Genomic DNA, 25,184 nt, shown 5'->3' with positions numbered 1-25,184 from the left:
ATTGAAATTAATTTCAATAAAACAGTTCTGAATGTAATTTCTTTTCAATTTCAAAGACAATGTAAATTGTCAAAATGCTCTCAATAAACAATGGCGCAGCGCTGACGCGCCGGTGTTTGTGGTATGGGCATTAAAATCGTAACTTTGCTGCATAATTACTACGCTGATGTCTCAAGAGTTAGAACACGTTAAATGCCTGATCATTGGTTCGGGCCCTGCTGGTTATACTGCCGCTATATATGCCGCCCGCGCCGATCTGAAACCCGTTTTATATACCGGTATGCTGGCCGGCGGGCAGCTTACCCAAACTACTGATGTTGAAAATTTTCCGGGCTATCCCAATGGAATTATGGGCCCCGAAATGATGGAGGATTTCCGTAAGCAGGCCGAGCGTTTTGGAACCGATATTCGCTTTGGTTACATCAGTTCAGTCGATTTTTCGAGTGCGCCGCATAAAGTGGTGGTGGATGAAGCGACTACCATACTAGCCGATACGGTTATTATATCAACTGGTGCATCAGCTAAATGGTTGGGGTTGGAATCTGAGCAAAAATATAATGGCTTTGGTGTATCTGCCTGTGCGGTGTGTGATGGTTTCTTTTTCCGTGGACAGGACGTAGCTATTGTAGGCGCCGGTGATACCGCTGCCGAAGAAGCTACTTATCTGGCTAAGCTTTGCCGTAAAGTATATATGCTGGTTCGCAGAGATGAGTTCCGTGCATCAAGAGCTATGGTAAGCCGTGTGCTTAATACACCAAACATCGAAGTAATTTACAACTCCGAAGCGCAAGAAATTGTTGGCGATGGTCAGGTAGTAACCGGCGTTAGGGTATTAAACAATAAAACCCAAGAGGAAAATACACTTGATGTAACTGGCTTTTTTGTGGCTATCGGTCATCACCCTAATACAGATATTTTTAAAGGCTGGATTGATATGGACGAAACCGGTTACATTTTAACCAAGCCAGGTACTACGCAAACCAATATCGAAGGTGTATTTTGCTGCGGCGATGCTCAAGACAATGTTTACCGCCAGGCAATTACAGCCGCCGGCACCGGTTGTATGGCCGCTTTAGATGCAGAACGATATTTAGCTGCTAAGGAAGCTGCTGAGTTAGAACTACATTCATAATATTAAATTAAAAAATAAACAAAGGGCTACCCGCAAAAGGTAGCCCTTTGTTGTTTACAAACAATTTTGTTCATTTTTGTCAAGACGACAAACGTTGTTAATAATGGCTGATGTTTTTCAAGTGTTTGAACATATTTTTTACAATTCAATAAGCGCTAAGCCTTAAAAATCTGCTAACTTTCGCTTTTGTTAATTTTATAACGCCTACTATTAAATACTTTATGCCTAATAAGCTGCGTTTACTGGTTTTTCTGTTTGTAATAATATTTACCCAGGCTGCAAAAGCACAATCTACCGACCCTAATATGGGTATTATACCGGCACCTGTATCTGTTCAAAAGGCGGCTGGTGCATTTACTTTAAGCCAGGAAACGGTAATTCAGGCCGACTCTATCGATAGCAAGGCCGTTGAATTCTTGAAAATTTACCTGCGTGATAAGCTAAGGCTTAACGTTAAAGTAATTGGTGGTACTAATCCCGCGCCGGCTAATGCAATTATATTTACAAGCCGTGGTGCCGAAACATTACCCGCCGAGGGATACCGCTTAACAGTGGCTGCTAATCAAGTAACTATTACCGCCCGTGGTGCTGGAAGATTTTATGGCGTTCAAACCTTAGTTCAATTGCTACCGACCGAGCATGGTGCTACAGCAAAAATAGCTTGTGCCACAATTGACGATTATCCGCGTTTTAACTACCGGGGTATGCACCTGGACGTGTGCCGCCATTTTTTTACGGTTGAATTTATTAAGAAGTACATCGACCTGATGGCCGCCTATAAGCTAAATACATTTCATTGGCACTTAACTGACGATCAGGGATGGCGGATTGAAATAAAAAAATATCCGCGCCTAACGCAAGTGGGTAGTCAGCGTGCGCAAACGCTTATCGGTAATTACCATGACCGGATGCCGCAGCAGTTTGACAACACACCATACGGTGGCTATTATACACAAGATCAGATTAGGGAAGTGATACAATATGCAGCCTCGCGCTACATAACTGTTGTACCCGAAATTGAAATGCCGGGCCATGCTATGGCCGCACTGGCGGCCTATCCGGAGTTAAGCTGCGATGTTAATCAGGAATATAAAGTGGCCGAAACCTGGGGCGTGTTCAACAACGTGTTTTGCCCTACCGAAAAAACATTTGCTTTTTTGCAAGATGTGCTTACTGAGGTCGTAGACTTGTTTCCAAGCAAATACATTCACATAGGTGGTGATGAGGTGCCTAAGGTGATCTGGAAGTCATCACCATACTGCCAGCAATTAATTAAAAAGCTAAAATTGAAAGACGAGCACGGCTTACAAAGCTATTTTATACAACGTATGGAAAAGTTTGTGAACAGCAAGGGCCGGAGTATTATTGGTTGGGATGAGATACTGGAAGGCGGATTGGCACCCAATGCAACCGTAATGAGCTGGCGGGGCGAGGCTGGTGGTATTGCCGCTGCCAAGCAACATCACAACGTAATTATGACACCAGGCTCAAGCGGTTTGTATTTTGACCATGCTCAAGGACGGTCAGATTTAGAGCCGCTAAGCATAGGCAGTTTTGGGCCGCTTCAAAAAACTTATAGTTATAATCCAGCCTCTCCGTCTTTAACGGCTGAGCAGCATAAATACATTTTGGGTGTGCAAGCCAATATGTGGACAGAATATATTGCCACCGAGGCTAAAGCAGAATATATGTTGCTGCCGCGCTTGTTTGCGTTATCTGAAGTGGCATGGACACCACTGGCCAATAAAAATTATGCCGACTTTGCCGAAACCCGTTTGCCAAGGCATCTGGCATGGCTAGATAAAAATAACATAAATTACAGGGTACCAACCGCAATAGGTGCTAAAGACACGTCTTATACCGCTGCGCAGTTAACCGTGAACTTACAAACACCGGTAGAAGGCGCTAAAATTTATTATACCATTGACGGGTACACTCCTCGTGAAACTGATTTGGTATATACCAAGCCCTTTACGCTCAATATTCCGCCCGATCAGTACCGTGAGCTGCAAACCATCGTTATTACACCATCGGGTAAGCGCAGCCAGGTAACCCGCATGGTAGTAACTAACCGTAGCCCATTGCCACCGGTACCTTACAACGGTACAGCTACCGGCGTGAAATACGAACTGATGCTGGGCGATTTCACTGAGGTTGGCCAGTTGGATGCCGCACGGGTGGTAGATACGGGCACCGTAAGAACGTTCAATACATCAGCTTTCAAAAAAGCCAATCGTACATTTGGGCTAAATTTTGAGGGGTATATTAAAATTGATGAAGATGGTAAATACCTGTTTCATACCAAATCAGACGACGGCTCTGTTCTATACATCGACGATCAGCCTATCGTGAATAACGATGGTAAGCACAGTTTATATGAGCAGGTAGGTGAAGTGCCTTTACAAAAAGGATTTCATACTTTTACGCTTAAGTATTTCGATGCCGGCGCTTCCAGTTCGCTTCGGGTGTTTATGACGCCTCCGGGCAAACCTAAAGGTGAATTGTCAGCCGATTCCCTGTATAAATAAAACTGACTAAGATTCAATATATTTGAATCACAAAATGGCAACGCAGAACTGCTTCAAAATATTTGAAGCAGTTCTGCGTTGCTTTATAAAACTATTGTATTAAACTATTGATATAAACCCAATTATAAATGATGGTAAAACATTATCTATATTTTTTGCTGGGCGGTATGGCTGTTATAGCTAGTTGTAGTAATGATAAAAAAGATGCATCACTACAAGCAGTAACCGCCGGAGCCGGCTCTTCTGCTGCAAAAAAAGGCGCTTTGATGGCCCCTTTCCGCTATCATAAAAGCGTTGAGGTAGCACCCGGATTAACGTATGACGTGTTAAGCTGGGGCCGTGGTACAGATAGCGTAGGTGCGTTCCAAATATTACGTTCAGATTCTGCCGAACGGAAATATACCACTACCACCGGCGATTTGGAAGGACGTATTGTGGATGTTATTAATTCGGATATGGATACCGACGGCAACCCCGAGATTTTCATCCATACGCAAGCTGCCGATAGTACAAACAAAGCAGTAGTGTACGGCTTTGAGTATAATGATGATAATGCCCGGAAGTTAGAGTTCCCTAAACTCACCCGTTCGCAACGCAAAGGCTACCGTGGCAACGATAATTTCTTTGTAAAAGACGGCAAGCTGATGCGGGAGTTTGATGTATACAATGAAGACGATTCTACAGCCACCAAGCCTATTCAAAAGCGTTTGCTGGCTTATGATTTGCGCGGCAACAGCATCAGCGTAGAGCAAATCAGTAAAGACACAACGTTGGCTGATAATAAGGCATCCGCTCAACCCATTGCTTCACCGGCTGAAAAGCCGAAAGCTGAAGAACCTAAACATCGTTCAAGCAGTCGGCACCGCGAACGCACATCCAGCAGAAGATCATCATCGCGCAAACGCCAAACATCTCATAAGAAAGAAACTCACAGCAAAAAACGCAGAAGGCATAGGTAAGCCCAACCAAAGTTCTCCCCCCGGGAGGGAAGGCTTTTGAAGGGAAAGGTCAATAAAACAAAAATGTCATTTCGAGTGCTAACGAGAAATCTTTTGAAAGCAATTAGCTTGTGCGCTTGCAAAAGATTTCTCACTATCGTTCGAGATGACATTCTTGTTTAAAATCTTCCTCCCAAGTGGGAGATTTACAGAAGCCTACACTAACACCAGTTTGTCTAACTCGCTATTGATGAATTGAATTTCCTCCGCACTTAATTTTACCTCAATAGCTTTAGCATTTTGCGCAGCCTGTTCGGCATTTCGGGCACCTACTAATGCAATGGTAATACCGGGATGCTCAATAGTCCAGCGAATAACTAACTGGCCTAAAGTTGCATTCTTCTCATCAGCCAGGGGCTTAATCTTTTCCAGGAATGCATTGGTGCGTTGTATATTCTCGTCGGTAAAGTATTTTAAACCTGCACGATGGTCGCCCTCACCAAATTGCTGACCTGGTTTCATTTTACCGGTTAACAGACCACGTTCCATAGGGCTATAAGCTAAAATGGCTTTATTGTTTTCAACACAGTAAGGTATTACATCTTTTTCAATGTCGCGTTTTACCATACTAAACGGTACCTGGTTGCTGGCCAGCTTAATTGTTTTTTCGGCTTCCTGCATCTGGGCAACATTGTAATTGCTCACCCCGGCTTCGCGTATTTTGCCTTGCTGTTGCAATTGCAAAATGGCTTCCATGGTTTCATCAATAGGTGTCGTTTCATCGGGCCAATGAATTTGGTACAGGTCTATATAATCGGTACCCAGGCGTTTCAAACTGTTTTCACATTCTTGTATAATGCTGTCTTTGGCTGCATATTTATAAACGTCAATATCCTTACCGTCGTTATCCTTGCTTTTGAAACCAAAAGTGCCTTGGGCAATATCCCAGCGCATGCCATATTTGGTTAATATCTGTACCTTGTCGCGCTGTATGCCTTTAATGGCTTGGCCTACCAGTTCTTCACTTTTACCCTGACCGTAAACTGGTGCGGTATCGATAGAAGTAATACCTAAATCGTAGGCCGCTTTCATGGCATCTATAGCTTCTTTGTCATCATTGCCGCCCCACATCCAGCCACCGGCTGCCCATGCGCCAAATGTAATGGCCGATACTTGTAAATCGGTGTCGCCTAATTTTCTGTATTCCATAATTTTGTTTCCCTAAGTATTTGTTTGAACATTGCATTGGGTGTATTGTTCACGCACAGCTAGGTAAATTACTGCAGGCAGCTCAAGGCCGGGTTGCAGTTTTAAGTTCCTAAACGGTATATTTGTTAATAACCGTTAAAGCTTACAGCGGTATTCAGCTTAATTCATGCAGTTTGTATATCCGGCGTTTTTATTTGCCTTAGCTTCACTAGCCATTCCGGTACTGGTGCACTTGTTCAACTTTCGCAAGTATCAAAAGGTATATTTCAGCAATGTTCAGTTTCTAAAAGAAATCAACGAGCAGCAGTCATCACGCCGAAATTTAAAAGAACGACTGATTTTGGCTGCCCGTTTACTGGCTTTGTTTTTTTTGGTGCTGGCTTTTGCCCGCCCGTTTATTCCCGGTAAAAATACCATAGCTACCGGACAGCGGCAGACGGTAAGTGTTTTTATTGATAATTCTTATTCCATGCAAACCCTTACCCGCGAGGGTAGCCTCTTGGACGAAGCTAAACGACGTGCCAAAGAAATTGCATCGGCATATAACATCAATTATCGTTTTCAACTGCTTACCCAGAATTTTGAAGGCAAGCACCAGCGTTTGCTGAGCCGCGATGAGTTTGATGATGCGGTAGATGCCGTAAAAATAAGTTCACAAAGCCGTACACTTAATCAAATTTTGAACCGGCAGCAAAGCTTATTGCAAACACAGGGTGGTACAGTGCAATCGTCTTATCTCATATCCGATTTTCAGAAAAGTGGTTACGCCCAAAGCAATGCAAAGCCAACTGCTGGCCTGGTTGTTAACCTGGTGCAGTTAAAAGCTAATACCTTACCTAACGTAGCAGTCGATTCCGTTTGGTTGCTTAGCGCCCTGCATCGCCCCAATGAAACTGAACGTCTTGTAATTAAACTACACAATTATGCAGTTGAGGATGCCAAAGGAATTCCTCTAAAGCTGATGATAAATGGTACACAAAAAGCCTTAGGCAGCTTTACGGTGAAAGCTCGTGCTATAAGTTTAGATACGCTTACCTTTTCGGGTTTGGAAGCCGGTTGGCAGCAGGCCGAAATTCAATTGCAGGATAATCCGGTTACATTTGATAATCAATTCTATTTTGCTTTCAATGTAAGGCAGCATATGCCTGTTTTGCTGATTGATGGCGGAACGCCAAACGTATACCTGAATGCCGCATTTAAATCTGATGCTTTTTTTGCAGTGAGCCGGGTAAACGACGGTAACGTGAATTATTCTGCATTAAACACTTATCCGCTGATAGCGTTAAGCGATGTTAAATCGATATCGTCAGGTTTGGCACAACAACTGAAAGGCTATGTAGCCAAAGGCGGTACACTGGCTGTTTTTCCTGCGGCAGATGCTGATGTGAGTACCTATAGGTCCTTATTGCAATCGGTAGGTTCGGCATGGCTAGAAAAGATGGTTACGGAAGATACCCGTGTTGCTAACCTCAATCTTCAAAACCCGCTGTTTAAAACTGTTTTTGAAGAAGCACCGCAAACGCCTGACTTGCCTAAGGTGCAAAAATATTATCCTTTAAGTTCAGCCAGCCGTAGCAACGGCCAAAACTTGATGGAGCTGCCCGGACACCAACAATTTTGGGCCGGCTATAATAGCGGCAATGGTAGGGTGTATGTATCAGCCGTGCCTTTGGATGAAACATACAGCAATCTGCCACGGCACGCCTTATTGTTGCCCATATTATTTCGTATGGCATTGCTGAGCGGTCACGATCAGCCGCTGTTTTATACTATCGGCAAAGATGAAACTATTGAAACTGAGCCGGTGCAAGTAGCCGAAAAGCAAATTATCAAACTAAATAGAGGCAGCCAAACGCTTATACCCGATACCCGCCAGCAGGAGGGTAGCACGCTGCTTTATGTGGCCGACCAAATACAGCAGCCCGGCAGTTATCAGGTAAAAAAGCAGGATAGCGTGTTGGCCGTAGTGGCTTTTAATAACAGCCGGCTGGAGTCGGATTTAACTTACCTGGACAAAGCTGGTCTGAATAAAATACTGCCCAAAGGCAGCTCTGTAATACAAGCCGGCAATGGTTCGTTAAAGAGTGCAGTAACCGAAACAAATTTTGGACTGCAATTATGGAAACTTTGTATAATTTTGGCACTGATTTTTATAGCAGCTGAAATTTTGCTGGTCCGGTTCTTCCGGGTTAACAAACCGCAGGTTTCAGGTCTGGTCTGATTATCGATTCATCTAAGCTTAAAAGCCACTTTACATGAATTTGCTCATCCAATCCGCCACCATCCTACAACCCGGCTCGCCGTTTCATCAGCAACAGCTTGACATTTTAATTCAGGATGGCCGCATTGTTAACGTAGCTGCCGGCATTAGCGCCGACGGTACCGAAGTGTTTGATGCCAAAGGCAAGTACGTGTCGCCTGGCTTTTTCGATTTAAACTGCAATATTGGCGAGCCCGGCCTGGAAACCAAAGAAGATTTGACCAGCGGTTTGCAGGCAGCAGCTGCCGGTGGCTTTACGGCCGTAGCACTAATGCCCGGTACACAGCCGCCTGTACATTCCAAAACCGAAGTAGAGTACGTGATTAACAAAGCCAAAGGCAACCTGGTAGATGTATATCCGCTAGGCGCTATTTCTTACAAACGCGAAGGAAAAGATTTGGCTGAAATGTATGATATGTACCTAAGCGGAGCAAAGGCATTTACCGACGGCGACCGTCCGGTAAAAGATGCTGGTGTAATGGAACGTGCATTGTTGTATGCTAAAGGTTTTAATGCACTTGTATTCTCATATCCGGAAGATACTGCCATTGCCGGTAGTGCCAAGGTGCATGAGGGGGTGGTAAGCACGCTGTTGGGCATGAAAGGCATCCCTGCTTTGGCCGAAGAGCTGATGATTGCTCGTGATTTGTATTTGGCTGAGTATACCAGTTCACCTATTCACTTCAGTACTATTTCTGTAGCACGTTCGGTTGAGTTGATCCGGGAAGCCAAGCGTAAAGGCTTGCCTGTTACCTGCGACGTAGCCGCGCATCATTTAGTACTTACAGACGAAGGCTTGCTGGGTTTTGACAGTCAATTTAAAGTAAAGCCGCCTTTACGCACACAGATTGATGTAGATGCCTTAATAGAAGGGTTAAAAGACGGCACAATTGATGCTATTGTATCACAACATACTCCGCACGAAAAGGAATTTAAAGAGGTAGAATTCGAAATAGCGGCATACGGCATTATTGGTTTACAAACTGCTTTTTCGTTAGCCATTCAGGCTGGCCTGTCGGCAGAGCTGATTGTGGAAAAGCTGGCTGTTAACCCTCGTAATATTCTGAATGTGGCTATTCCAGTTATTGAAAATGACCAACCGGCCAGCTTGGTCGTGTTTGATACCGAAGCTGAGTGGACATTTGATACAAAAAGTAATCGGTCAAAATCTTCCAATTCGCCTTTTATTGGACAGAACTTAAAAGGTAAAGTAGTGTTAACTTGTAATAACCAACAGGTATACAGATTTTAATTAACAACCTATGATTGACTCAAAAGTACAGAAAGCTATTGATGCTGCATTGCAGTCTTTTACTGCTTATACCCCAATTGATGTTAGCGAACTAAAAGCAAAACTAACTGACGTATTTGCTGCCGAGGAAGACTTTTTGGATAAAGTAGATGCCTTAGACGATGTGTTTGACGATTATCCGCAGGTTGAGGCTTTACGCGAAGTGTTTTTTGATTTGCTGATGGTAAATTTCTTTAGCGCCGATATTAATCGCCTGGAGGAAGATTACCTTGACTCGCCCGAGTGGGAAGAGATAGAAGAAGAAACGCTTGACCGCGGTACCGAACTTTTAAATGTCCTGCTATACCTTAATGAGTGTAACGACGAAAGTATAGAGCCTTCATTAGAAGACTACTTAGAAGAGTTTTTACTGGTTGGGGATGACGAGTTTCAAGACGAGCACCAGATTTATGAGCCGGTTATTGCCAACCAGATACTGGTAGAAAGCACACCTGCTGAGGTAAGCAGAGTAGCAGCTGGCTTACCAGATGATGACGAACTGAAAGATCTGTTTTATCCGGTAATGACATTCTTTCAAAATGTCCAGGCATCTGAAGCCGACGGGCAAGAAGTAGCTGCACATGCTATTGAAAAAGATTTTGATATGGCCGTATATAGCATATTGCTAGTATTTGGCCACGATTGAGTAATATATTAATGGAGAATTTAAATTTAGCTATCAGGAAAGAGGGTGCTTTAAGGGGCTTGCTGTTAGGGGGGATTTTGTTACTGGTTGACATATTAACCCTTTACTATTTAGCTAACTGGGCACAATCTTTCCTGGTTACTTTTATTGTTTTATACCCGCTGCATTACATTATCATTTTCGGTTTGTCGCTTCTTTTTATTAAGGGGCTGCGCGATAAGATTGGTAAATACTGGACCTTACGCCAAGCCATTACCGGCATTTTTATTATGCTGTTTATTACGTCCATTATTTGGAATAACGGCGTGATGGTTTTTTCTAATGCGATTAATCCAACTTTGGCTGAAAAGGCGCATATCGCTACTGTAAACGCCCGTGAAGGTGCCATGAAATCTACCCACCGCCCACCAGCCGAAATTAAGGCGGAGATGCATAAAATGAATAAAACTTTTGCCCTGAACAGAACCATCACGGTGCAGAACTTCATCAGATCTTTATTTGTGACGGTAATTCTACTTTTTGCAGTTTCCTTTGTGTTGGGCGCATTGTTTAAACGCGAGCGACCAGTGGCAGCCAACAACAATAGCTAAAGTTTATTTAAATGGTTAAGCTACGATACGGAGCTTAAATGCCATATAATTTATGGTTGTGCCGGATTAAGTGGCTCTGCTGATACTACACTATCAACCACATAGCGGCTTACACCACGCCAGGGAAGGGTATGAAAATATTCTTTATAATGTAATTTAAGATAACCGCCGGCGTTGTTATTTAATTGTTGCGCTACCCGCTCATCTGTTACCGAAAACATAAATTCGTTAGATTGTACAGATCCTTGAGGTTGTGTACGAATACCGCTTTGAATAATGCGTCCTTCGTAGGTTTTAAACATATAACCTTTGTGTACAAAGTAATTCATAGTCCCAGCTTTTACACCATCGCCAAAAACATAGTAGTATCGGTAATAAACAATGCCAGCTAGTGCAATTAAAACAACCAGTGTAACAATAGTAACAATGCGTCTTCTCATGAATTTACAATTTTGCCTGTTTGCTTAACAACAAAGCGGTCAAATTGTAAGCTAAATGTGCGAATAAAGTTATGCCGTAAGTATGTTATAGTTCAATCAGCTTATTTTTGATAGCATACAAAACCAGCCCAACCCGGCTTTTAATATTAAGCTTTTCAAAAAGCTGATCACGATAGCCATCTACAGTACGGGCACTGATGCACATACGGTCAGCAATTTCTTTATAGGTCATTTCGGTACTTGCCAGTTTCAAGAATTCAATTTCACGGCTGTTTAGCTTAATTTTTTCCGGCTCTTGATTGTAATTGTGTACCAAATGCTTGGTAACAAATTGCGGAAAGTAAACCTCGTTGTTAGTCACCTTTTGCAATGCCTGTTCAAACTCATGCGGCTCAGCGTCTTTTAGCAAGTATCCTTTAATACCTAAACGCAGCATAGCTAGTACCTTTTCGGCATCCTCAAACATCGACAACACAATTACTTTAACATCCGGGTAATTAACACGAAGCCATTTAGCCGTATCAATGCCGTCCATCAACGGCATGTTTATATCAAGCAGCACAATATGCGGCTTGGTTTTAGGCGTTAATTTGCGGCCTAAGTCAACGCCGTTTGAAGCTTCGTAAATAATGTTATAACCATTCAAGCTGTTAATCAATGAAGCAAGCCCGCTCCGGAACAGGCGGTGGTCATCAACTAAAGCAATCTCTATGGTATCTGCAGGCATAGTGTTAAGGTGTAAAGGTATCTAAAGTTAAGCTTATTTGGGTGCCCTTACCAGGTGCACTGTTAATATCAATATCGGCACCAATTAATGATGCCCTGTTTTCCATATTTTTTAAACCCGAGCCGCCATCGTTCAGTTTTTCGTGTTTGGCAAAGCCTTTGCCATCATCTGCAATCATTAAATTAAGCTTTTCGGTAGCAAATTCTAATTTAACATCCAAGTGCTCGGCGTCAGCATGTTTAAGCGTGTTATTCAATGCTTCCTGAAAAATGCGGAACAACACCAGCTCGTTTTGTTCGCCTAAGCTGTAAGGGTTGCCAATTACATTAACGGTCATTTTAAGCAGCCCACTACGGTCTATACGCTCAGCTTCTTTCTTTATAGCTTGTGTTAAGCCTACATGTGAAATGTTATGAAAGCTTAAGTTTTTTGAAATGTTGCGCAAGTCGGTAATAGCCTGGCCTACCAGTTCACGGCTTTCATCAATCTTTTTTTGTTTGTGCTGTTCAGGTTGTCCGGCAGTGGTGCCCAGTGTTAACTTAACCAGCGACAGTAGTTGTCCGATATTGTCGTGCAACTCGCGGCTTATGGTTTGCCGTTCGTACTCAATGGCCAGAATTTTTTCGTAACGCAGCTTTTGCTTGTCTAATATAATTTTGTAGTATATTTTAAAAATCAATATCGTTAGTAAGACAACCGTGATAATACATAAACCTAAAAACCACCATTGTTGCCACCAAGGTTTTTGAATAATTAGGTTGAATGTAACAGGCGGCCCTACCAGTGTGCCTAAGGCATGCTGAGCCATGGCTTTAAATTGATACTTACCAGGCATAAGCGAGGCAAATTGAACTGTTTTTACGCCGGATGGTAAAGACTGCCATTTATTATTGTCGCCGCTGCCATCAAGCTTATATTTAAAATACACTTCCTCTGCGCCGTCATAAGTAACAGCACCTAAGTTAAAACTGATGTTATTTTTATGATAAGGAAGCGTAGCGTTGTTTGTAAATACGGTATCATGGTTGTTGATGATAGAGTAAAGTAGGTAATTTTTTATTGATATATTGCTTGTAATGCCATTGTAGTTGATGTATTGTAACCCGTTTGCAGTGGCTATATATAACTTGCTACCCTCCTCCCATACAGCATAGATGGCTGTTCCGGCTGCTGCCGGAAAATTTATTTTCTTAATAAATTTCTCCTGGTCCATATCAAATAGCTGTAAGCAGTTGTTACCGGCAATCCATGCATGGTTATTAAATAGTGCAACTTTTGATATGCTGGTAGATAACAAACCGTTACCAATTTTATAAGATTTGATACCGGAAGGCTTTATGAGCAGTAATCCTTGCGCAAAAGTACCTGCCAAAACTTTTTGCTTGCGGCTAACCAAACTTGAAACATATATAGAGTTTCCGTTATACAATATTCTGGTTAAGCGACCGCCTTGCACTTTGATTAAATCATTTTTAAATGCACAGTATACAGTTTTCGATATAGTATCATAAGTTAATGCCCGGCTGCGCTGGCGTTTGGGTAGAATGCCTGTGCCGGGTAACGAAAGTTTTAGATCTGTGGAATTCGATACAGGGAACGAAAAAACGTTGTTTGATTGAGCCGTATAAAGCAGTTTGTCGGTAGTTAAAACGGCATCTTTCAATACAAGATTGGAAGACAGTTGCTTTAATTTATTTGTTTTGATTTGATAAAGAAATATGCCAACGGAAGCGCCTATAAGAAACGAATCATCATCATATGGCTTAATAGCTTCAATTGCTCCGTAAATGCTTGGCAGTGATAATGTATGAATTGTTTTAGAGCCGATTTGCTCTTTGAGCAACAAGCGTCCGCTTTGTGTGCCTAGTAATACATAATTGTTGATTTTGCTGATACAGCGCACGTAGTCACCTCCATTTAACTGCAGTGGTTCAGCTTGCCACTTTGGGGATTTGGTATCAACCAATAACCCGAATTTAAGGCTGCTGTACCATACATTACCCAAACTGTCATTTATGATATCGCTTATATCGTAATTTTTTATTTTTTGGCCACTTAACGGATTGACGCTTTCCATTTTAGTGTTGATCCACAGCGAGTGATTTAACTGACTTAGTGTGTTAATGAAACTTGGCATTTTAATTTTGCCAACTATCTTTACGGTATCATGTTCAATTTTTAATTTCTGAACCAAGCCGGCTATGTTTGATATGGCATATATTGTATCGCGGTAGGTAGTGGGTTGCAGCAAATAAGCGTTATCATCCATTATATTTAAGCTGCCATGTCTGATAAGTGTTTTTACCCGTCCATTCGTATCGCATCTAAACCATTCGGCAATACCAGTGTCAACACCATATCCAATTATCTGGTCTCCTAAGCGGGCTAATGATGATGTAGGATACGGTTTACCTTTACTGCTAATACAGCGTACATACTTGGATTTACGCTTTTTTATATCGTAAATAAATAAGCCTTTGTCGCTTGTTGCAAAAAGCTGATTTCGGATTAGTGTTAAACGAGGGAAATTTTGTTCTAAACGTGGATCGTAGCTCCTTAAAACATGTAATTTCTCGTGTTCCGTATAGAAAATCTGACCACTAAAGTTATGACACCAAATGCGGCCTTCTGAGTCTTCGTTCAGGTCAGTCATACTTAATGATAGCAACTCGGGCGATGTGAAATTGGTAAAGCTATGCCCGTCATACCGAGATAATCCTAAATCATGCCCAACCCATATGAAACCCTTCCTATCCGCAAGAACATCGTAAGCTTCGGATGATGGAAGCCCGGAAATTCTGGTAAGGTTTTGTGATTGAGCAGACAGTGGCAGATGCTCTATAACTAACATACAAGCAAATAAAACTAAAAATCGTAACCAGGCTTGCACGTGCATAAACGGTAAATATAAAGGAAATAACATACTGAGATTACCCCGTGTTTTCACGGTATAAAGACCGTGAAATTGCGTTTTTTTAACCGTGTAGCCAACCTGTTTTTAACAAAATTATCCTTGCATATTTGTAATAGAAAGAAATTAAACAACCTAATCCTGCTTAATTCAATCTAAACCTTATCACATTTAGATTAACTTTTAAACGTGCTACTTAGAATAGTTAGAATAGTTTAGTTAATTAAAAAGCCTAATACAAAGTATTAGGCTTTTTTTGATTTCATAACGTTGAAACAAAGCAGCCCGGCGATTGCCGGGCTGCTTTGTTTAGAGAGAGGAGTAGATCACTACACCAACTGCCTTATTTTTTGATAACGTGTTTTACTATATCGTTACCAAATACAAATACCATTAAAGTTACCAGTATAACAAAGCCTACAATTTGTGCGCGCTCCAAAAACTTATCACTTAATGGTTTGCCTTTAATCATTTCAATAATCAGGAATAAGGCATGGCCACCATCTAGTGCCGGTATAGGCAACAGGTTCATGAGTGCAAGCGCCATAGACAATAAACCAACCAAGCTCCAGAAACGCAGCCAATCGAAATGGCTGCCAAATAATACGGCAATACCAATTGGACTGGATAAAGCCTTATTTGCTTTAACCTGACCGGTAACTACCTTTCCTAAACCTTTGGCATTATCAGTAAAAGTACCCCAGGCACGAGAAGCGCCAACAGGCAACGAACCAAAAAAACCAAAGTTCAAAGTTTTTTCCTGCGGTAACACTACATCCGGTTTAAAGCCTAGCTGGCCTTGTGGAGTTACCTGCGCAGTAAGCTGCTGCGGCTGGTTATCGCGTTTAATGCCTACCTGAATGGTTTTATTTTTATTGTTTAAAACTTGAGCATGAAACTCATCAAAAAATGCTGTTGGCTTACCGTTAATAGCTACAATGCTATCACCGGTTTTAAGACCTGCTTTTTGCGCGTTGCTGTTTTTTGCAATTTCGCCCACTGCAAATTTGATACGTGGTGTACGGTTAATAAATTCCTCAATACCTAAGTCAGATACATCGTTTAAAATATTGCTGGGTACGGTTACATTTAATGTTTGGTTTCCGCGCAGTACGGTTAAGGTACTGTTTCCCATCAGTACTTTTGAACTGATCAAGTCCTCAAAGCGTTCTACTTTTTGATTATTGACAGCGGTTATTTTATCGCCGGGATTTAATCCAATTTTTTGGCCAATAACCCCCGGTACAATACCGTACTTCACGTTCTCGTTAGGGATATAGCTTTCGCCGTATTTAATAGTTAATATCCAGAAAATGAAGATGCCCAAGATAATGTTAACCACAATACCACCCAGCATCACAATTAAACGTTGCCAAGCCGGTTTTGAGCGAAACTCCCAAGGTTGCGGCGGACCAGCCATCTGGTCGGTGTCCATTGATTCATCAATCATGCCGGCAATTTTAACATAGCCACCCAACGGCAGCCAGCCAATGCCGTATTCTACCCCTTTATAATTGAATTTGAAAAGGCTTACATTCCAGGCATCAAAAAACAGGTAGAATTTTTCGACCTTAATGCCAAACGCACGAGCGGCAATAAAATGACCAAACTCGTGTAAAATTACTAATATTGATAGGCCCAGTATTAACTGGCCTGCCATAACCACTATATCCATTCTGTGTGTATCGTCTATGAAACGGTTAATGCCTTTAACGGCATTTTTGTAATTAAATTTTGTGCTAAGATGCGTGTTTCTTTGTCAGTATTCAAATAGTCGGCTAAAGTAGGGTGTTTTACATAAGTAATTTGCTGCATACACTGCTCAATCACCTCGCTCATGCCCAAAAAGCTAATACCGTCGTTCAAAAAGCCATCTACGGCAATCTCATTAGCTGCATTGATAATGCATGGCATGTTGCCACCTTGCCTTAACGCCTCGTAGGCTAAAGCCAGATTATGAAAAGTTTTTAAATCAGGTTGTTCAAAGCTTAGGGTAGGGTAGGCTGTAAAATCAAATCTTTTAAATTGATTAGCTATCCTTTCTGGATATCCCAAAGCATATTGTATAGGCAACTTCATATCAGGCAATCCCATTTGCGCCTTTATTGATCCATCCTGAAACTGTACCATGGAATGGATGATAGATTGCGGGTGTACAATCACTTCAATTTGCTCAAGTTCTAGGTCAAACAGCCATTTGGCTTCTATCACTTCCAACCCCTTGTTCATCAAAGAAGCGGAATCGATAGTGATTTTTGCACCCATTACCCAGTTGGGGTGTTTCAACGCGTCTTGCCGAGTAACGTTTGCTAAAAAGTTGGTATCCTTACCTCTGAAAGGGCCGCCTGAAGCTGTTAAAATAATTTTCTCGATTGGATTCTGTTCTTCTCCGGCCAGGCACTGAAATATAGCCGAATGTTCCGAATCTACAGGTAATAGCTTTACTTCATGCTCGCGGGCTAAAACGGTAACCAGTTCACCAGCTACTACCAGCGTTTCTTTATTGGCTAAAGCAATGGGCTTACCCGCTTTTATGGCATTGATGGTTGGTTCAAGCCCGGCAAAGCCTACCATGGCGGTTAACACAATATCAATTTCAGGAAGGGTAACGATATTCTTTACTTCTTCATAACCGGCAAGCACTTGAATATTGGTTCCAGCTAACGCTTGCTTAACCTGTTCGTACTGGCTTTCGTCGCAAATTACAGCATAGGCAGGGTTAAATTTAAGCGCCTGCTCGATCAACAAAGCTGAATTGCGGTGGGCGGTAAGTACGTAAGCTTTAAAGCGGTCGGGGTTCTCGGCAATCACTTCTAATGTTTGCGTGCCGATGCTTCCGGTAGAACCCAGTATAGCTATGTTTTTTATAGAATCAGATAAAATACGCATTTATATTGGGTTGTTATAATGTATACGTAGACCGATGGGCTACCAGATTATACATTTACAACTTATGTTAAATTTATAATAAATTAATGTAAGCTGCAAGTTGTTCGGCAATCTTACGGTCATTTGATAACCGGGGAACTTTGTTTTGGCCGCCCAGTTTACCTTGCGAGCGCATAAAGTTAATAAAACTATCCGGTTGTAAACTTCTGACGATTAAAGGCTGCAAAATGTTACCGCTGATAAGGTCAAAATAGTAAATATTTTTTTTCTGCAACGCTTCGTCAACCTTGCGGCTAAAGCTTTGCATATCTTTTGGTGCTTTACCAAACTCAATAAACCACTCATGAAAAGGTAACTGGCCCGCTGGTGGGTTTACTTGTGGCGCTACAGTAAATTCTACAATGTCAACACCTTCATCACGGGCTACGCCCATCAACGCCTGCTCCACCTCTTCGCCAATTACATGTTCGCCAAAGGCTGAGATGTAATGTTTAATGCGACCGGTAACTACAATTTTGTAGGGGTTAAGCGAAGTGAATTTTACGGTATCACCAATATTGTATCCCCACAAACCGGCATTGGTATTCATAATGAGCGCATAGTTTTTATTCAATTCTACATCCTGTAAACTCAGGCGGGTAGGTTGCTCGTTATAAAACTCATCAGCAGGTATAAACTCGTAAAATATGCCCGAGTCTACTAATAGCAGCAGGCCTTTATCTTGTTGCGAATCCTGAAAAGCAATAAAGCCCTCGGATGCAGGGTAGGTTTCAATTGTATCTATACCAAAACCTATGCTTTCTTCGATACGGGTACGGTATGGTTCATAATTTACGCCACCGTATACAAACAGTTTAAAGTTGGGAAAAATGTCCTTAATTTTTTTGCCACCTGCTTTAGCCGAAAGTCGGTCAAAATACATCTGGCACCAAGGCGGTATGCCCGATATCAGGCGCATGTCGGCCTTATATGTTTCTTCAACAATGGCGTCTACCTTTTGCTCCCAATCTTCAATACAGTTTACTTCATAGCTGGGTAAGCGGTTTTTTTGCAGATAAGCTGGTACATGATGTGCCACAATACCGGATAGCCGGCCGGTTTGTACACCTGCCTTTTCACTAAGCACTGGGCTGCCCTGCAAAAAAATCATCTGGCCATCCACAAAGTCTGATTTGCCAGTTTCATGGATATAACTCAGCAAAGCGTTACGTGCAGCTTTAATGTGTTCAGGCATACTTTGCTTGCTGATAGGAATGTATTTAACGCCCGAAGTAGTGCCCGATGTTTTGGCCAAATAAGCTGGTTTGCCGGGCCATAATACATCCGCTTCGCCGTGGGTTACGCGATCAATATATGGGCGGAGGTCTTCATAGTCGCGTATGGGAACCTGCCTTTTAAAATCATCGTAGGTTCTGATACTAGCAAAGCCGTGATCCTGTCCAAACGAGGTGTTTGCGGCTTGCTGCACCAGTTGTAAAAGAGTTTTTTGTTGCAAGGCCACTGCATTGGTACGAATGCGGTTTAAATCGCGATTGATCCAGGCAGCAAAGGCCTTACTTAAAATGGCTTTAATACCCATAGTTACAAGGCTTCGGAAACGTCATCTTCTACATCTTTAGCGCTATAAACTAATTTACGATATGTAGTGATAATCGTTACTTGTACAGTAGGAAATGTTATTGCAAACCAGCATATAGCTCCAAACTCAATTAAATATGCTTCTAAGCCATTAATTTGATCAACGAAAAGCGTAATAAACCCATTAATCAATAATAAAATTAACGCAACAAATACAAACACAATTAACACCATTCCTAATAATTTGAAGAAGTTATTCTTCGTAATCGCAAAACTTTGTTTCAACGATTCTATAGGTCCCGAATCATCATCGACTATAAAGCATAAACAAAAAATTAATCTGATCAAAAAGTATACTATAGTAATACCCTGTAAAAACATTAATAGGTATAGTAAGTATACATTATTAATCAGGCGAAAATCAATAAATAACAAAGTTTGGTAAAGTATGCGGAATACTATGACAATTAGTACAGCATAACAAACCATTTTAAATGAAGGAAGAATGTCTTTAAATTCGAATTCATAGTATTCTCTATCAATTAAGGTTAAAAGAAGCTTATAATAAGAAAGAGTAAGGTATGTTGCTATTATAGAAATTATTTGAGCACCTAAAATTTGAATTGTAACAGAATATTGTTCAAAATAAGTGGACAAAGCATCTTTTGCAATTTCGCCCAAGAAAGTTACCATCGTGAAAACGATTAATATAATGTAATTTTTCTTTATAACTTTCCATGCTGTCTTAATAGTTTCGGCAATGGAGAATGGGTGATACATAGGTGATTACGATTTTTTGAGTACAACGCGTTTCCAATAATCCTGCATAAATCCTAAACCGTAAGCGGTTAGTTGAATAAAGGCTGCGCCTATGCTCAAAAATGCAACTTTTAACGATTTGTTTTTATACCACGAATGAAAAAATATCAACACGGTAAATATGATTAATATCAGGTTGCCTAGCACAGCTATACGCCATCTGAGCAGATTGGCTATGACAGTAAAAAGTAATCCCAACGTAAACACCGCCGGAAAAAAGTGCACGGCTTTTAACTCGGACGGAAAAAACTTGTAAATGTTAATACGCGATCGGCCAAAAAAGTGTAGCTGCTTGTAAAACTGTTGGTAACTGGTGCGGCGCTTATGATAAACCTTGGCTTCGGGTATCAAACCAATCTTGAAATCGGCCGTGTGGATGCGGATGCTGTACTCAATATCTTCGCCCAAGCGGGTAATGATAAACCCGCCCACCTTTTGCCATACTTGGCGCGATACTCCCATATTAAAACTGCGTGGGTGAAACTGCCCGATGCCTTTTTTATTACCTCTGATGCCCCCGGTAGTAAAAGGCGACGTCATGGAATAACTGATAGCCTTTTGCATGGGAGTGAAGGAAGGGTGCGCATCATCCGGACCGCCATAGGCGTCCAAATAATCGGTAGTAAGGCGGTGATTGACAACTTCCAGGTAATTCTCGGGTACTAAAATGTCCGAATCGAAAATGATAAAGTAATCGCCTTTGGCACGCTCAAAACCAAAATTACGGGTAAAGCCCTGACCTTCGTTGGTTTTTACATAATAGTGCAAATCCAGCTGATGCATAAAGCCGGTTACAATATCTTTCGCATCATTTACCGAACCGTCTTCTATTACCAGCACTTCAAACTGCTTGTAAGTTTGATGCGTAAGGCTTTCCAGCAGTTCTTTAATCTCCTGCGGGCGGTTGTATAAGGGTATGATGATAGAAAAAAACATGTATCAGTACGCCGTTGTTCGAACGTGCAAATATGCAGATGATTAATTGATGTGCAACACTGAAATTGGTAATTGTTGAAAACGTGTTGCTTACCGTGTACAGATTTTTAGGTAACTGGCAATAAAAACGCCGGTTAAGCTAATTGCTCGGCGTTTTTTGTTTATTTAATGATTGAACAATACATATTTACTCGGCTGGCGAGATATTACAAGATGAAACTACACCGTCTCTTCCACCTGATACTTGTTGCGGTCGCTTGAGCTGCGGGCCACCAGTTCGGCTACAAAGCCGGTCAGGAAAAGCTGCGAGCCAAGTATGATAGCTACCAGCGCGATATAAAATAGCGGATTGTCGGTCGCATCCCGGTAAGGCTCATTACGGGCAATATGGTTCAACTTTTCAATAATAATCCAGGCGGCCATCACCAAGCCTACAAAAAAGCTCAGCACTCCCATCGAGCCAAAGAAGTGCATCGGGCGTTTGCCAAACTTACCTACAAAAAAGATAGATAGTAGGTCCAGAAAGCCGTTGATGAAGCGGCTCATGCCAAACTTGGTTTTGCCGTATTTACGGGCACGGTGTTCAACCACCTGTTCGCCTATTTTGGTAAAGCCAGCCCACTTAGCCAGTACAGGTATGTAACGGTGCATTTCGCCGTAAACCTCTATGTTTTTCACCACCGCTTTACGATAAGCTTTCAATCCACAGTTAAAATCATGCAGATTATCAATGCCCGACATTTTGCGTGTGGCGGCATTAAATAACTTGGTAGGAATAGTTTTGCTGAGCGGATCGTACCGTTTGGCTTTCCATCCCGATATTAAATCAAACTTTTCTTCAATAATGCGGCGATATAGCTCAGGTATTTCATCAGGGCTATCCTGTAAATCAGCATCCATGGTAATTACCACATTGCCTTGTGCGGCCTCAAAACCGGTATTCAGCGCGGCTGATTTGCCGTAATTACGTCTGAATTTAATACCACGAATGGCTTTGTTTTGCTGGTGCAGCTGGCACACTACTTCCCACGAACCATCATAACTGCCATCATCCACCAGGATAATTTCATAACTGAAGCGGTGCTCGTCCATTACCCGGCCAATCCAGGAGGTAAGCTCGGGCAGTGATTCCACTTCATTAAATAAAGGTATTACAACTGAAATATCCATCTACTAAGCATCAAGCCAAAAAGGCTTTAATTGAAGTGGACAAAAATATAAAAAATGTTGGTTTGAATTCAGCGACGAACGTCAAGAATCAAGAACCGGGATAAAATAAAGATATGGGGACCCTAAACACTATAAAATTCTCTGAACCATTCTACAAAACGATTAATACCGGATTGCACATCGGTTTGAGGTTGGTAATGAAAATTCTGTTCCAGGTCGGTCATGTCGGCATCGGTTGATAATACGTCGCCAGCCTGCATAGGCAGCATATTTTTAACCGCTTTTTTACCAATAGCATTTTCTAATGCTTCAATAAAATCCATCAGTTTTACCGGCGATGAGTTGCCGATGTTATAAATGCGATAAGGTGCACTGGAAGTAGCCGGATCGGGGTTGGCGCTGTCCCAGTTAGGGTTTGCTGTAGCCGGTTTATCCAACACACGGATAATGCCTTCTACTATATCGTCCACATAAGTAAAATCGCGCTTCATTTCACCATTGTTATACACATCAATGGGTTTGCCTTGTATAATGGCATCCGCAAACTTAAAATAAGCCATATCGGGCCGGCCCCAAGGGCCATAAACTGTAAAAAAGCGCAAGCCTGTAGTGGGGATATTGTATAAATGGCTGTAGCTGTGCGCCATCATCTCGTTGCTTTTTTTGCTGGCGGCATATAGGCTTACCGGATGCGCCGCGCTGTCGTGTACCGAAAAGGGCGTATTACTGTTCAGTCCGTATACACTGCTGCTGCTGGCATATACAAGATGCTTGATGGTACCAGTATTACGGCAGCCTTCCAAAATATTTAAAAAGCCCGACAGATTGCTTAGTGCATAATCATATGGGTTGGTGATAGAATACCGTACACCTGCCTGCGCAGCCAAATGGCAAACCACATCAAACTGGTAAGCTTTAAACAGGTTTTCCATCTGCGCACGATCAGATATATCAAGCTTGATAAAGCAGTAGTTAGGATATTGGGTGCTGCGTATGGGTTGGTTGTCTTGCAGTTGCTCAACGTCAATACCCGAAGCCTTTAAACGGCCGTGCTTTAGGGCAGTGTCATAGTAGCTGTTAATGTTATCTACACCTACAATATCATACTGCATTTCGGCCAGTCGCTGAGCCACGTAAAAACCAATAAAACCGGCGGTTCCGGTAACTAATATCTTCATATATCCGGTGTGCTGCTTACCTCAAAACAGTGTGCCGCAAAGGTAAACTAATTTCATGAAATCAAATGCTTAACGGGCCACCAGCCAATTTTGTATAACAATGTTGTTAGAAACTGTGAAAGAATGGCATATAACTGTGAAAATGCTATTTTAGAGATATCAATAAGTTTACCGCATGAAAAGGATTTTTACTATTTTAAGTTTTGCACTAGCGCTGCAACAATCATATGGACAGGCAAAAACGTCGTCAACGTTGCCGCCTGCGTTGTCGGCTATTAAGGAAGCCGATTTAAAGAAAGATATTTTTGAACTGGCTGGTGATGCCTTTCGTGGACGCCGTGCCGGTACGCCCGATGAACTGCGCGCCGCAGTATGGACCTCTCAAAAAGCACAAGAAGCTGGTTTAAAACCCGCGGGGGATGATGGTACTTACTTTCAGTTCTTCAACATTCGCCGTACCCAAACAACTAATCGCAGTACCTTGCAGCTCAACGGGCAGAACTTAACCCTCTGGAAAGATTTCTGGGTAGCCCAGCCGGTGAACAGTCGCGTAGATGCTCCGGTGGTTTGGCTTCATTCTATGGCCGATACTACTAAAGATTTACAGGGTAAAGTAGTAGCAATGAAAATTGTAGCACCTAACCCGCTGCCTGCTCCGGGTATGAGTTTGTGGGGTTATCGTTATACGGCATTAGCCATCCGTCAGCAGGGCATGGTTCTGCGTCGGCATGGCGCAGCTGCCATTATTTTAGTGGCCGATGATGAAGTGGAAAAGGCTATTGCTTTTGTAGGTAATAACTTTAAGGATGGGTTATATCAAAATGAGGGTTTAAATACTGCTTCAGCAGCTACGCGCGTGCCACAACAAACAGTGCCGGTTTTGATGGTGAAATCAAATTTGGCGAGCGCCTTGCAGCAAGCTGGTGTTACTGCTAAAGCCGACCTGCAATCGCAGGTATATCTATATCCATCGGTAAATGTTGTTGCTAAAGCCGATGGTACGGATGCCAAACTAAGAAGCGAATATGTACTATTCAGCGGCCATCACGACCATGACGGTGAGGGTAATCCGGTAGGGCAGGATTCTATCTGGAACGGTGCTGATGATAACGCTTCGGTAACAGTAGGCATGCTGGCCATAGCCCGAGCCTGGACGGCCAAACCCGGCAAACGCTCGGCCTTATTTGTATGGCATGGTGCCGAAGAGCGGGGCTTACTGGGATCGCGCTGGTATGCCGTGCATCCAACCGTGCCTAGAGAATCAATAGTAGCCGTACTGAATGGCGACATGATAGGCCGCAATGCGCCAGATTCGGCCGCCTTACTGGGCACTACGTCTAACAAGAACTCAACCGACCTGGTAAACATGGCCATGAAGGCCAATGATCAGTTGACACATTTTAAGGTGGATTTTTCGTGGGATGATGCCCGTCATCCCGAAGGCTGGTACCGCCGCAGTGATCACCTGCCATATGCGCAAGTAGGTATTCCAGCCATTTTTTTTACCACGTTGCTACATGCTGATTATCATACACCTAAAGATGAACCCAGTCGTATAGATATTACGAAGCTGGCTAAAATGTCTAAATGGATGTATGCTACGGGATGGTCAGTGTCACAAACGGCGAGTAGGCCTGCTTTAGATAAAAAGTAATTGTTTAAGCCTTCTTTTAAGAGGGCTTTTTTATTGGCGTTTATTTTTATTTGGGGTAGTACTTTTTGTTATTGTTGTGCCTTGTTAGGATAAGGATGTGTTTCAACCACAGCCTGTGGAAGTTACTTTCTTTTTTACCGCAAAAAAGAAAGTAACCAAAGAAAAAGCTCTCGGCCGCACCTTCTTTCTACCTTAGGTAGTACATAAACTTAAGTCAGTAGTTACCGAAAGAAGCTGAATGCCGATTCTTTTTTGTTTAGCTAGTTCTGACAGTGCTTTATGTTGAAT

Annotated in this window: 19 protein-coding genes; 8 read left to right on the top strand and 11 right to left on the bottom strand. The window is 42.3% G+C overall.

The window, feature by feature from the left end; translation table 11 throughout:
• Window positions 1-166: 166 nt before the first annotated feature.
• The 3 genes from trxB to GPM24_RS10360 all read left to right on the top strand — a co-directional run bounded on the left by trxB (window position 167) and on the right by GPM24_RS10360 (window position 4,619).
• Window positions 167-1,132: a thioredoxin-disulfide reductase gene (gene trxB / locus GPM24_RS10370; RefSeq protein ID WP_158826685.1), complete on the top strand. Its 966-nt coding sequence runs from the start codon at window positions 167-169 to the stop codon at window positions 1,130-1,132.
• 221 nt (window positions 1,133-1,353) lie between these two features.
• Window positions 1,354-3,660 carry a family 20 glycosylhydrolase gene (locus GPM24_RS10365; RefSeq protein WP_158826684.1) on the top strand — a complete coding sequence of 769 codons (2,307 nt, stop codon included), beginning with the start codon at window positions 1,354-1,356 and terminating at the stop codon, window positions 3,658-3,660.
• A 128-nt stretch (window positions 3,661-3,788) separates the two neighbouring features.
• Window positions 3,789-4,619 (top strand): hypothetical protein, encoded by an 831-nt coding sequence (locus GPM24_RS10360; protein ID WP_158826683.1) that lies wholly within the window; start codon window positions 3,789-3,791, stop codon window positions 4,617-4,619.
• Window positions 4,620-4,814: 195 nt separating this feature from the next.
• Here GPM24_RS10360 and GPM24_RS10355 read toward each other — a convergent pair whose 3' ends face one another.
• Window positions 4,815-5,807, bottom strand: coding sequence for an aldo/keto reductase (locus tag GPM24_RS10355; protein ID WP_158826682.1), 993 nt, complete (start codon window positions 5,805-5,807; stop codon window positions 4,815-4,817).
• Between the two features lie 166 nt (window positions 5,808-5,973).
• On the opposite strand from GPM24_RS10355, the gene GPM24_RS10350 reads away from it, so the two are divergent.
• Genes GPM24_RS10350 through GPM24_RS10335 form a run of 4 tightly spaced genes read left to right on the top strand, consistent with a single transcriptional unit; the run spans window position 5,974 to window position 10,594 of the window.
• The gene (locus GPM24_RS10350; protein ID WP_158826681.1) at window positions 5,974-8,028 is read left to right on the top strand and encodes a BatA domain-containing protein; all 2,055 of its coding nucleotides are present in this window, start codon (window positions 5,974-5,976) and stop codon (window positions 8,026-8,028) included.
• A gap of 34 nt (window positions 8,029-8,062) precedes the next feature.
• Window positions 8,063-9,319, top strand: coding sequence for a dihydroorotase (locus tag GPM24_RS10345; protein ID WP_158826680.1), 1,257 nt, complete (start codon window positions 8,063-8,065; stop codon window positions 9,317-9,319).
• 10 nt (window positions 9,320-9,329) lie between these two features.
• Window positions 9,330-10,004 (top strand): hypothetical protein, encoded by a 675-nt coding sequence (locus GPM24_RS10340; protein ID WP_233268785.1) that lies wholly within the window; start codon window positions 9,330-9,332, stop codon window positions 10,002-10,004.
• A gap of 11 nt (window positions 10,005-10,015) precedes the next feature.
• Window positions 10,016-10,594, top strand: a complete 579-nt coding sequence (locus GPM24_RS10335; RefSeq protein ID WP_158826679.1) for a DUF4199 family protein — start codon at window positions 10,016-10,018, stop codon at window positions 10,592-10,594.
• A 50-nt stretch (window positions 10,595-10,644) separates the two neighbouring features.
• Here GPM24_RS10335 and GPM24_RS10330 read toward each other — a convergent pair whose 3' ends face one another.
• The 10 genes from GPM24_RS10330 to GPM24_RS10285 form a co-directional block, all read right to left on the bottom strand.
• Entirely contained in the window at window positions 10,645-11,034 is a 390-nt protein-coding gene (locus GPM24_RS10330; RefSeq protein WP_158826678.1) for a hypothetical protein, read from the bottom strand.
• Between the two features lie 85 nt (window positions 11,035-11,119).
• Entirely contained in the window at window positions 11,120-11,761 is a 642-nt protein-coding gene (locus GPM24_RS10325; protein ID WP_158826677.1) for a response regulator transcription factor, read from the bottom strand.
• A gap of 4 nt (window positions 11,762-11,765) precedes the next feature.
• Window positions 11,766-14,612, bottom strand: coding sequence for a sensor histidine kinase (locus GPM24_RS10320; RefSeq protein ID WP_158826676.1), 2,847 nt, complete (start codon window positions 14,610-14,612; stop codon window positions 11,766-11,768).
• Window positions 14,613-15,015: 403 nt separating this feature from the next.
• Window positions 15,016-16,347, bottom strand: a complete 1,332-nt coding sequence (gene rseP / locus GPM24_RS10315) for an RIP metalloprotease RseP (protein ID WP_158826675.1) — start codon at window positions 16,345-16,347, stop codon at window positions 15,016-15,018.
• Between the two features lie 14 nt (window positions 16,348-16,361).
• A complete protein-coding gene (locus tag GPM24_RS10310; protein ID WP_158826674.1) occupies window positions 16,362-17,561 on the bottom strand; it encodes a 1-deoxy-D-xylulose-5-phosphate reductoisomerase in 1,200 nt (399 codons plus the stop codon).
• 73 nt (window positions 17,562-17,634) lie between these two features.
• Window positions 17,635-19,140: a GH3 auxin-responsive promoter family protein gene (locus GPM24_RS10305; RefSeq protein ID WP_158826673.1), complete on the bottom strand. Its 1,506-nt coding sequence runs from the start codon at window positions 19,138-19,140 to the stop codon at window positions 17,635-17,637.
• A gap of 2 nt (window positions 19,141-19,142) precedes the next feature.
• Window positions 19,143-19,919, bottom strand: coding sequence for a glycerophosphoryl diester phosphodiesterase membrane domain-containing protein (locus GPM24_RS10300; RefSeq protein WP_158826672.1), 777 nt, complete (start codon window positions 19,917-19,919; stop codon window positions 19,143-19,145).
• 6 nt (window positions 19,920-19,925) lie between these two features.
• Window positions 19,926-20,894 carry a glycosyltransferase family 2 protein gene (locus GPM24_RS10295; RefSeq protein WP_158826671.1) on the bottom strand — a complete coding sequence of 323 codons (969 nt, stop codon included), beginning with the start codon at window positions 20,892-20,894 and terminating at the stop codon, window positions 19,926-19,928.
• Window positions 20,895-21,113: 219 nt separating this feature from the next.
• Window positions 21,114-22,064: a glycosyltransferase family 2 protein gene (locus GPM24_RS10290; RefSeq protein WP_158826670.1), complete on the bottom strand. Its 951-nt coding sequence runs from the start codon at window positions 22,062-22,064 to the stop codon at window positions 21,114-21,116.
• A 122-nt stretch (window positions 22,065-22,186) separates the two neighbouring features.
• The gene (locus GPM24_RS10285) at window positions 22,187-23,242 is read right to left on the bottom strand and encodes an NAD-dependent epimerase (RefSeq protein ID WP_158826669.1); all 1,056 of its coding nucleotides are present in this window, start codon (window positions 23,240-23,242) and stop codon (window positions 22,187-22,189) included.
• 175 nt (window positions 23,243-23,417) lie between these two features.
• On the opposite strand from GPM24_RS10285, the gene GPM24_RS10280 reads away from it, so the two are divergent.
• Window positions 23,418-24,896: a M28 family metallopeptidase gene (locus tag GPM24_RS10280; RefSeq protein WP_158826668.1), complete on the top strand. Its 1,479-nt coding sequence runs from the start codon at window positions 23,418-23,420 to the stop codon at window positions 24,894-24,896.
• Window positions 24,897-25,184 lie beyond the last annotated feature (288 nt).

The sequence above is a fragment of the Mucilaginibacter lacusdianchii genome (assembly GCF_009770985.1).
Classification (GTDB): domain Bacteria; phylum Bacteroidota; class Bacteroidia; order Sphingobacteriales; family Sphingobacteriaceae; genus Mucilaginibacter; species Mucilaginibacter lacusdianchii.
This window is presented reverse-complemented; position numbering and strand designations above follow the sequence as displayed.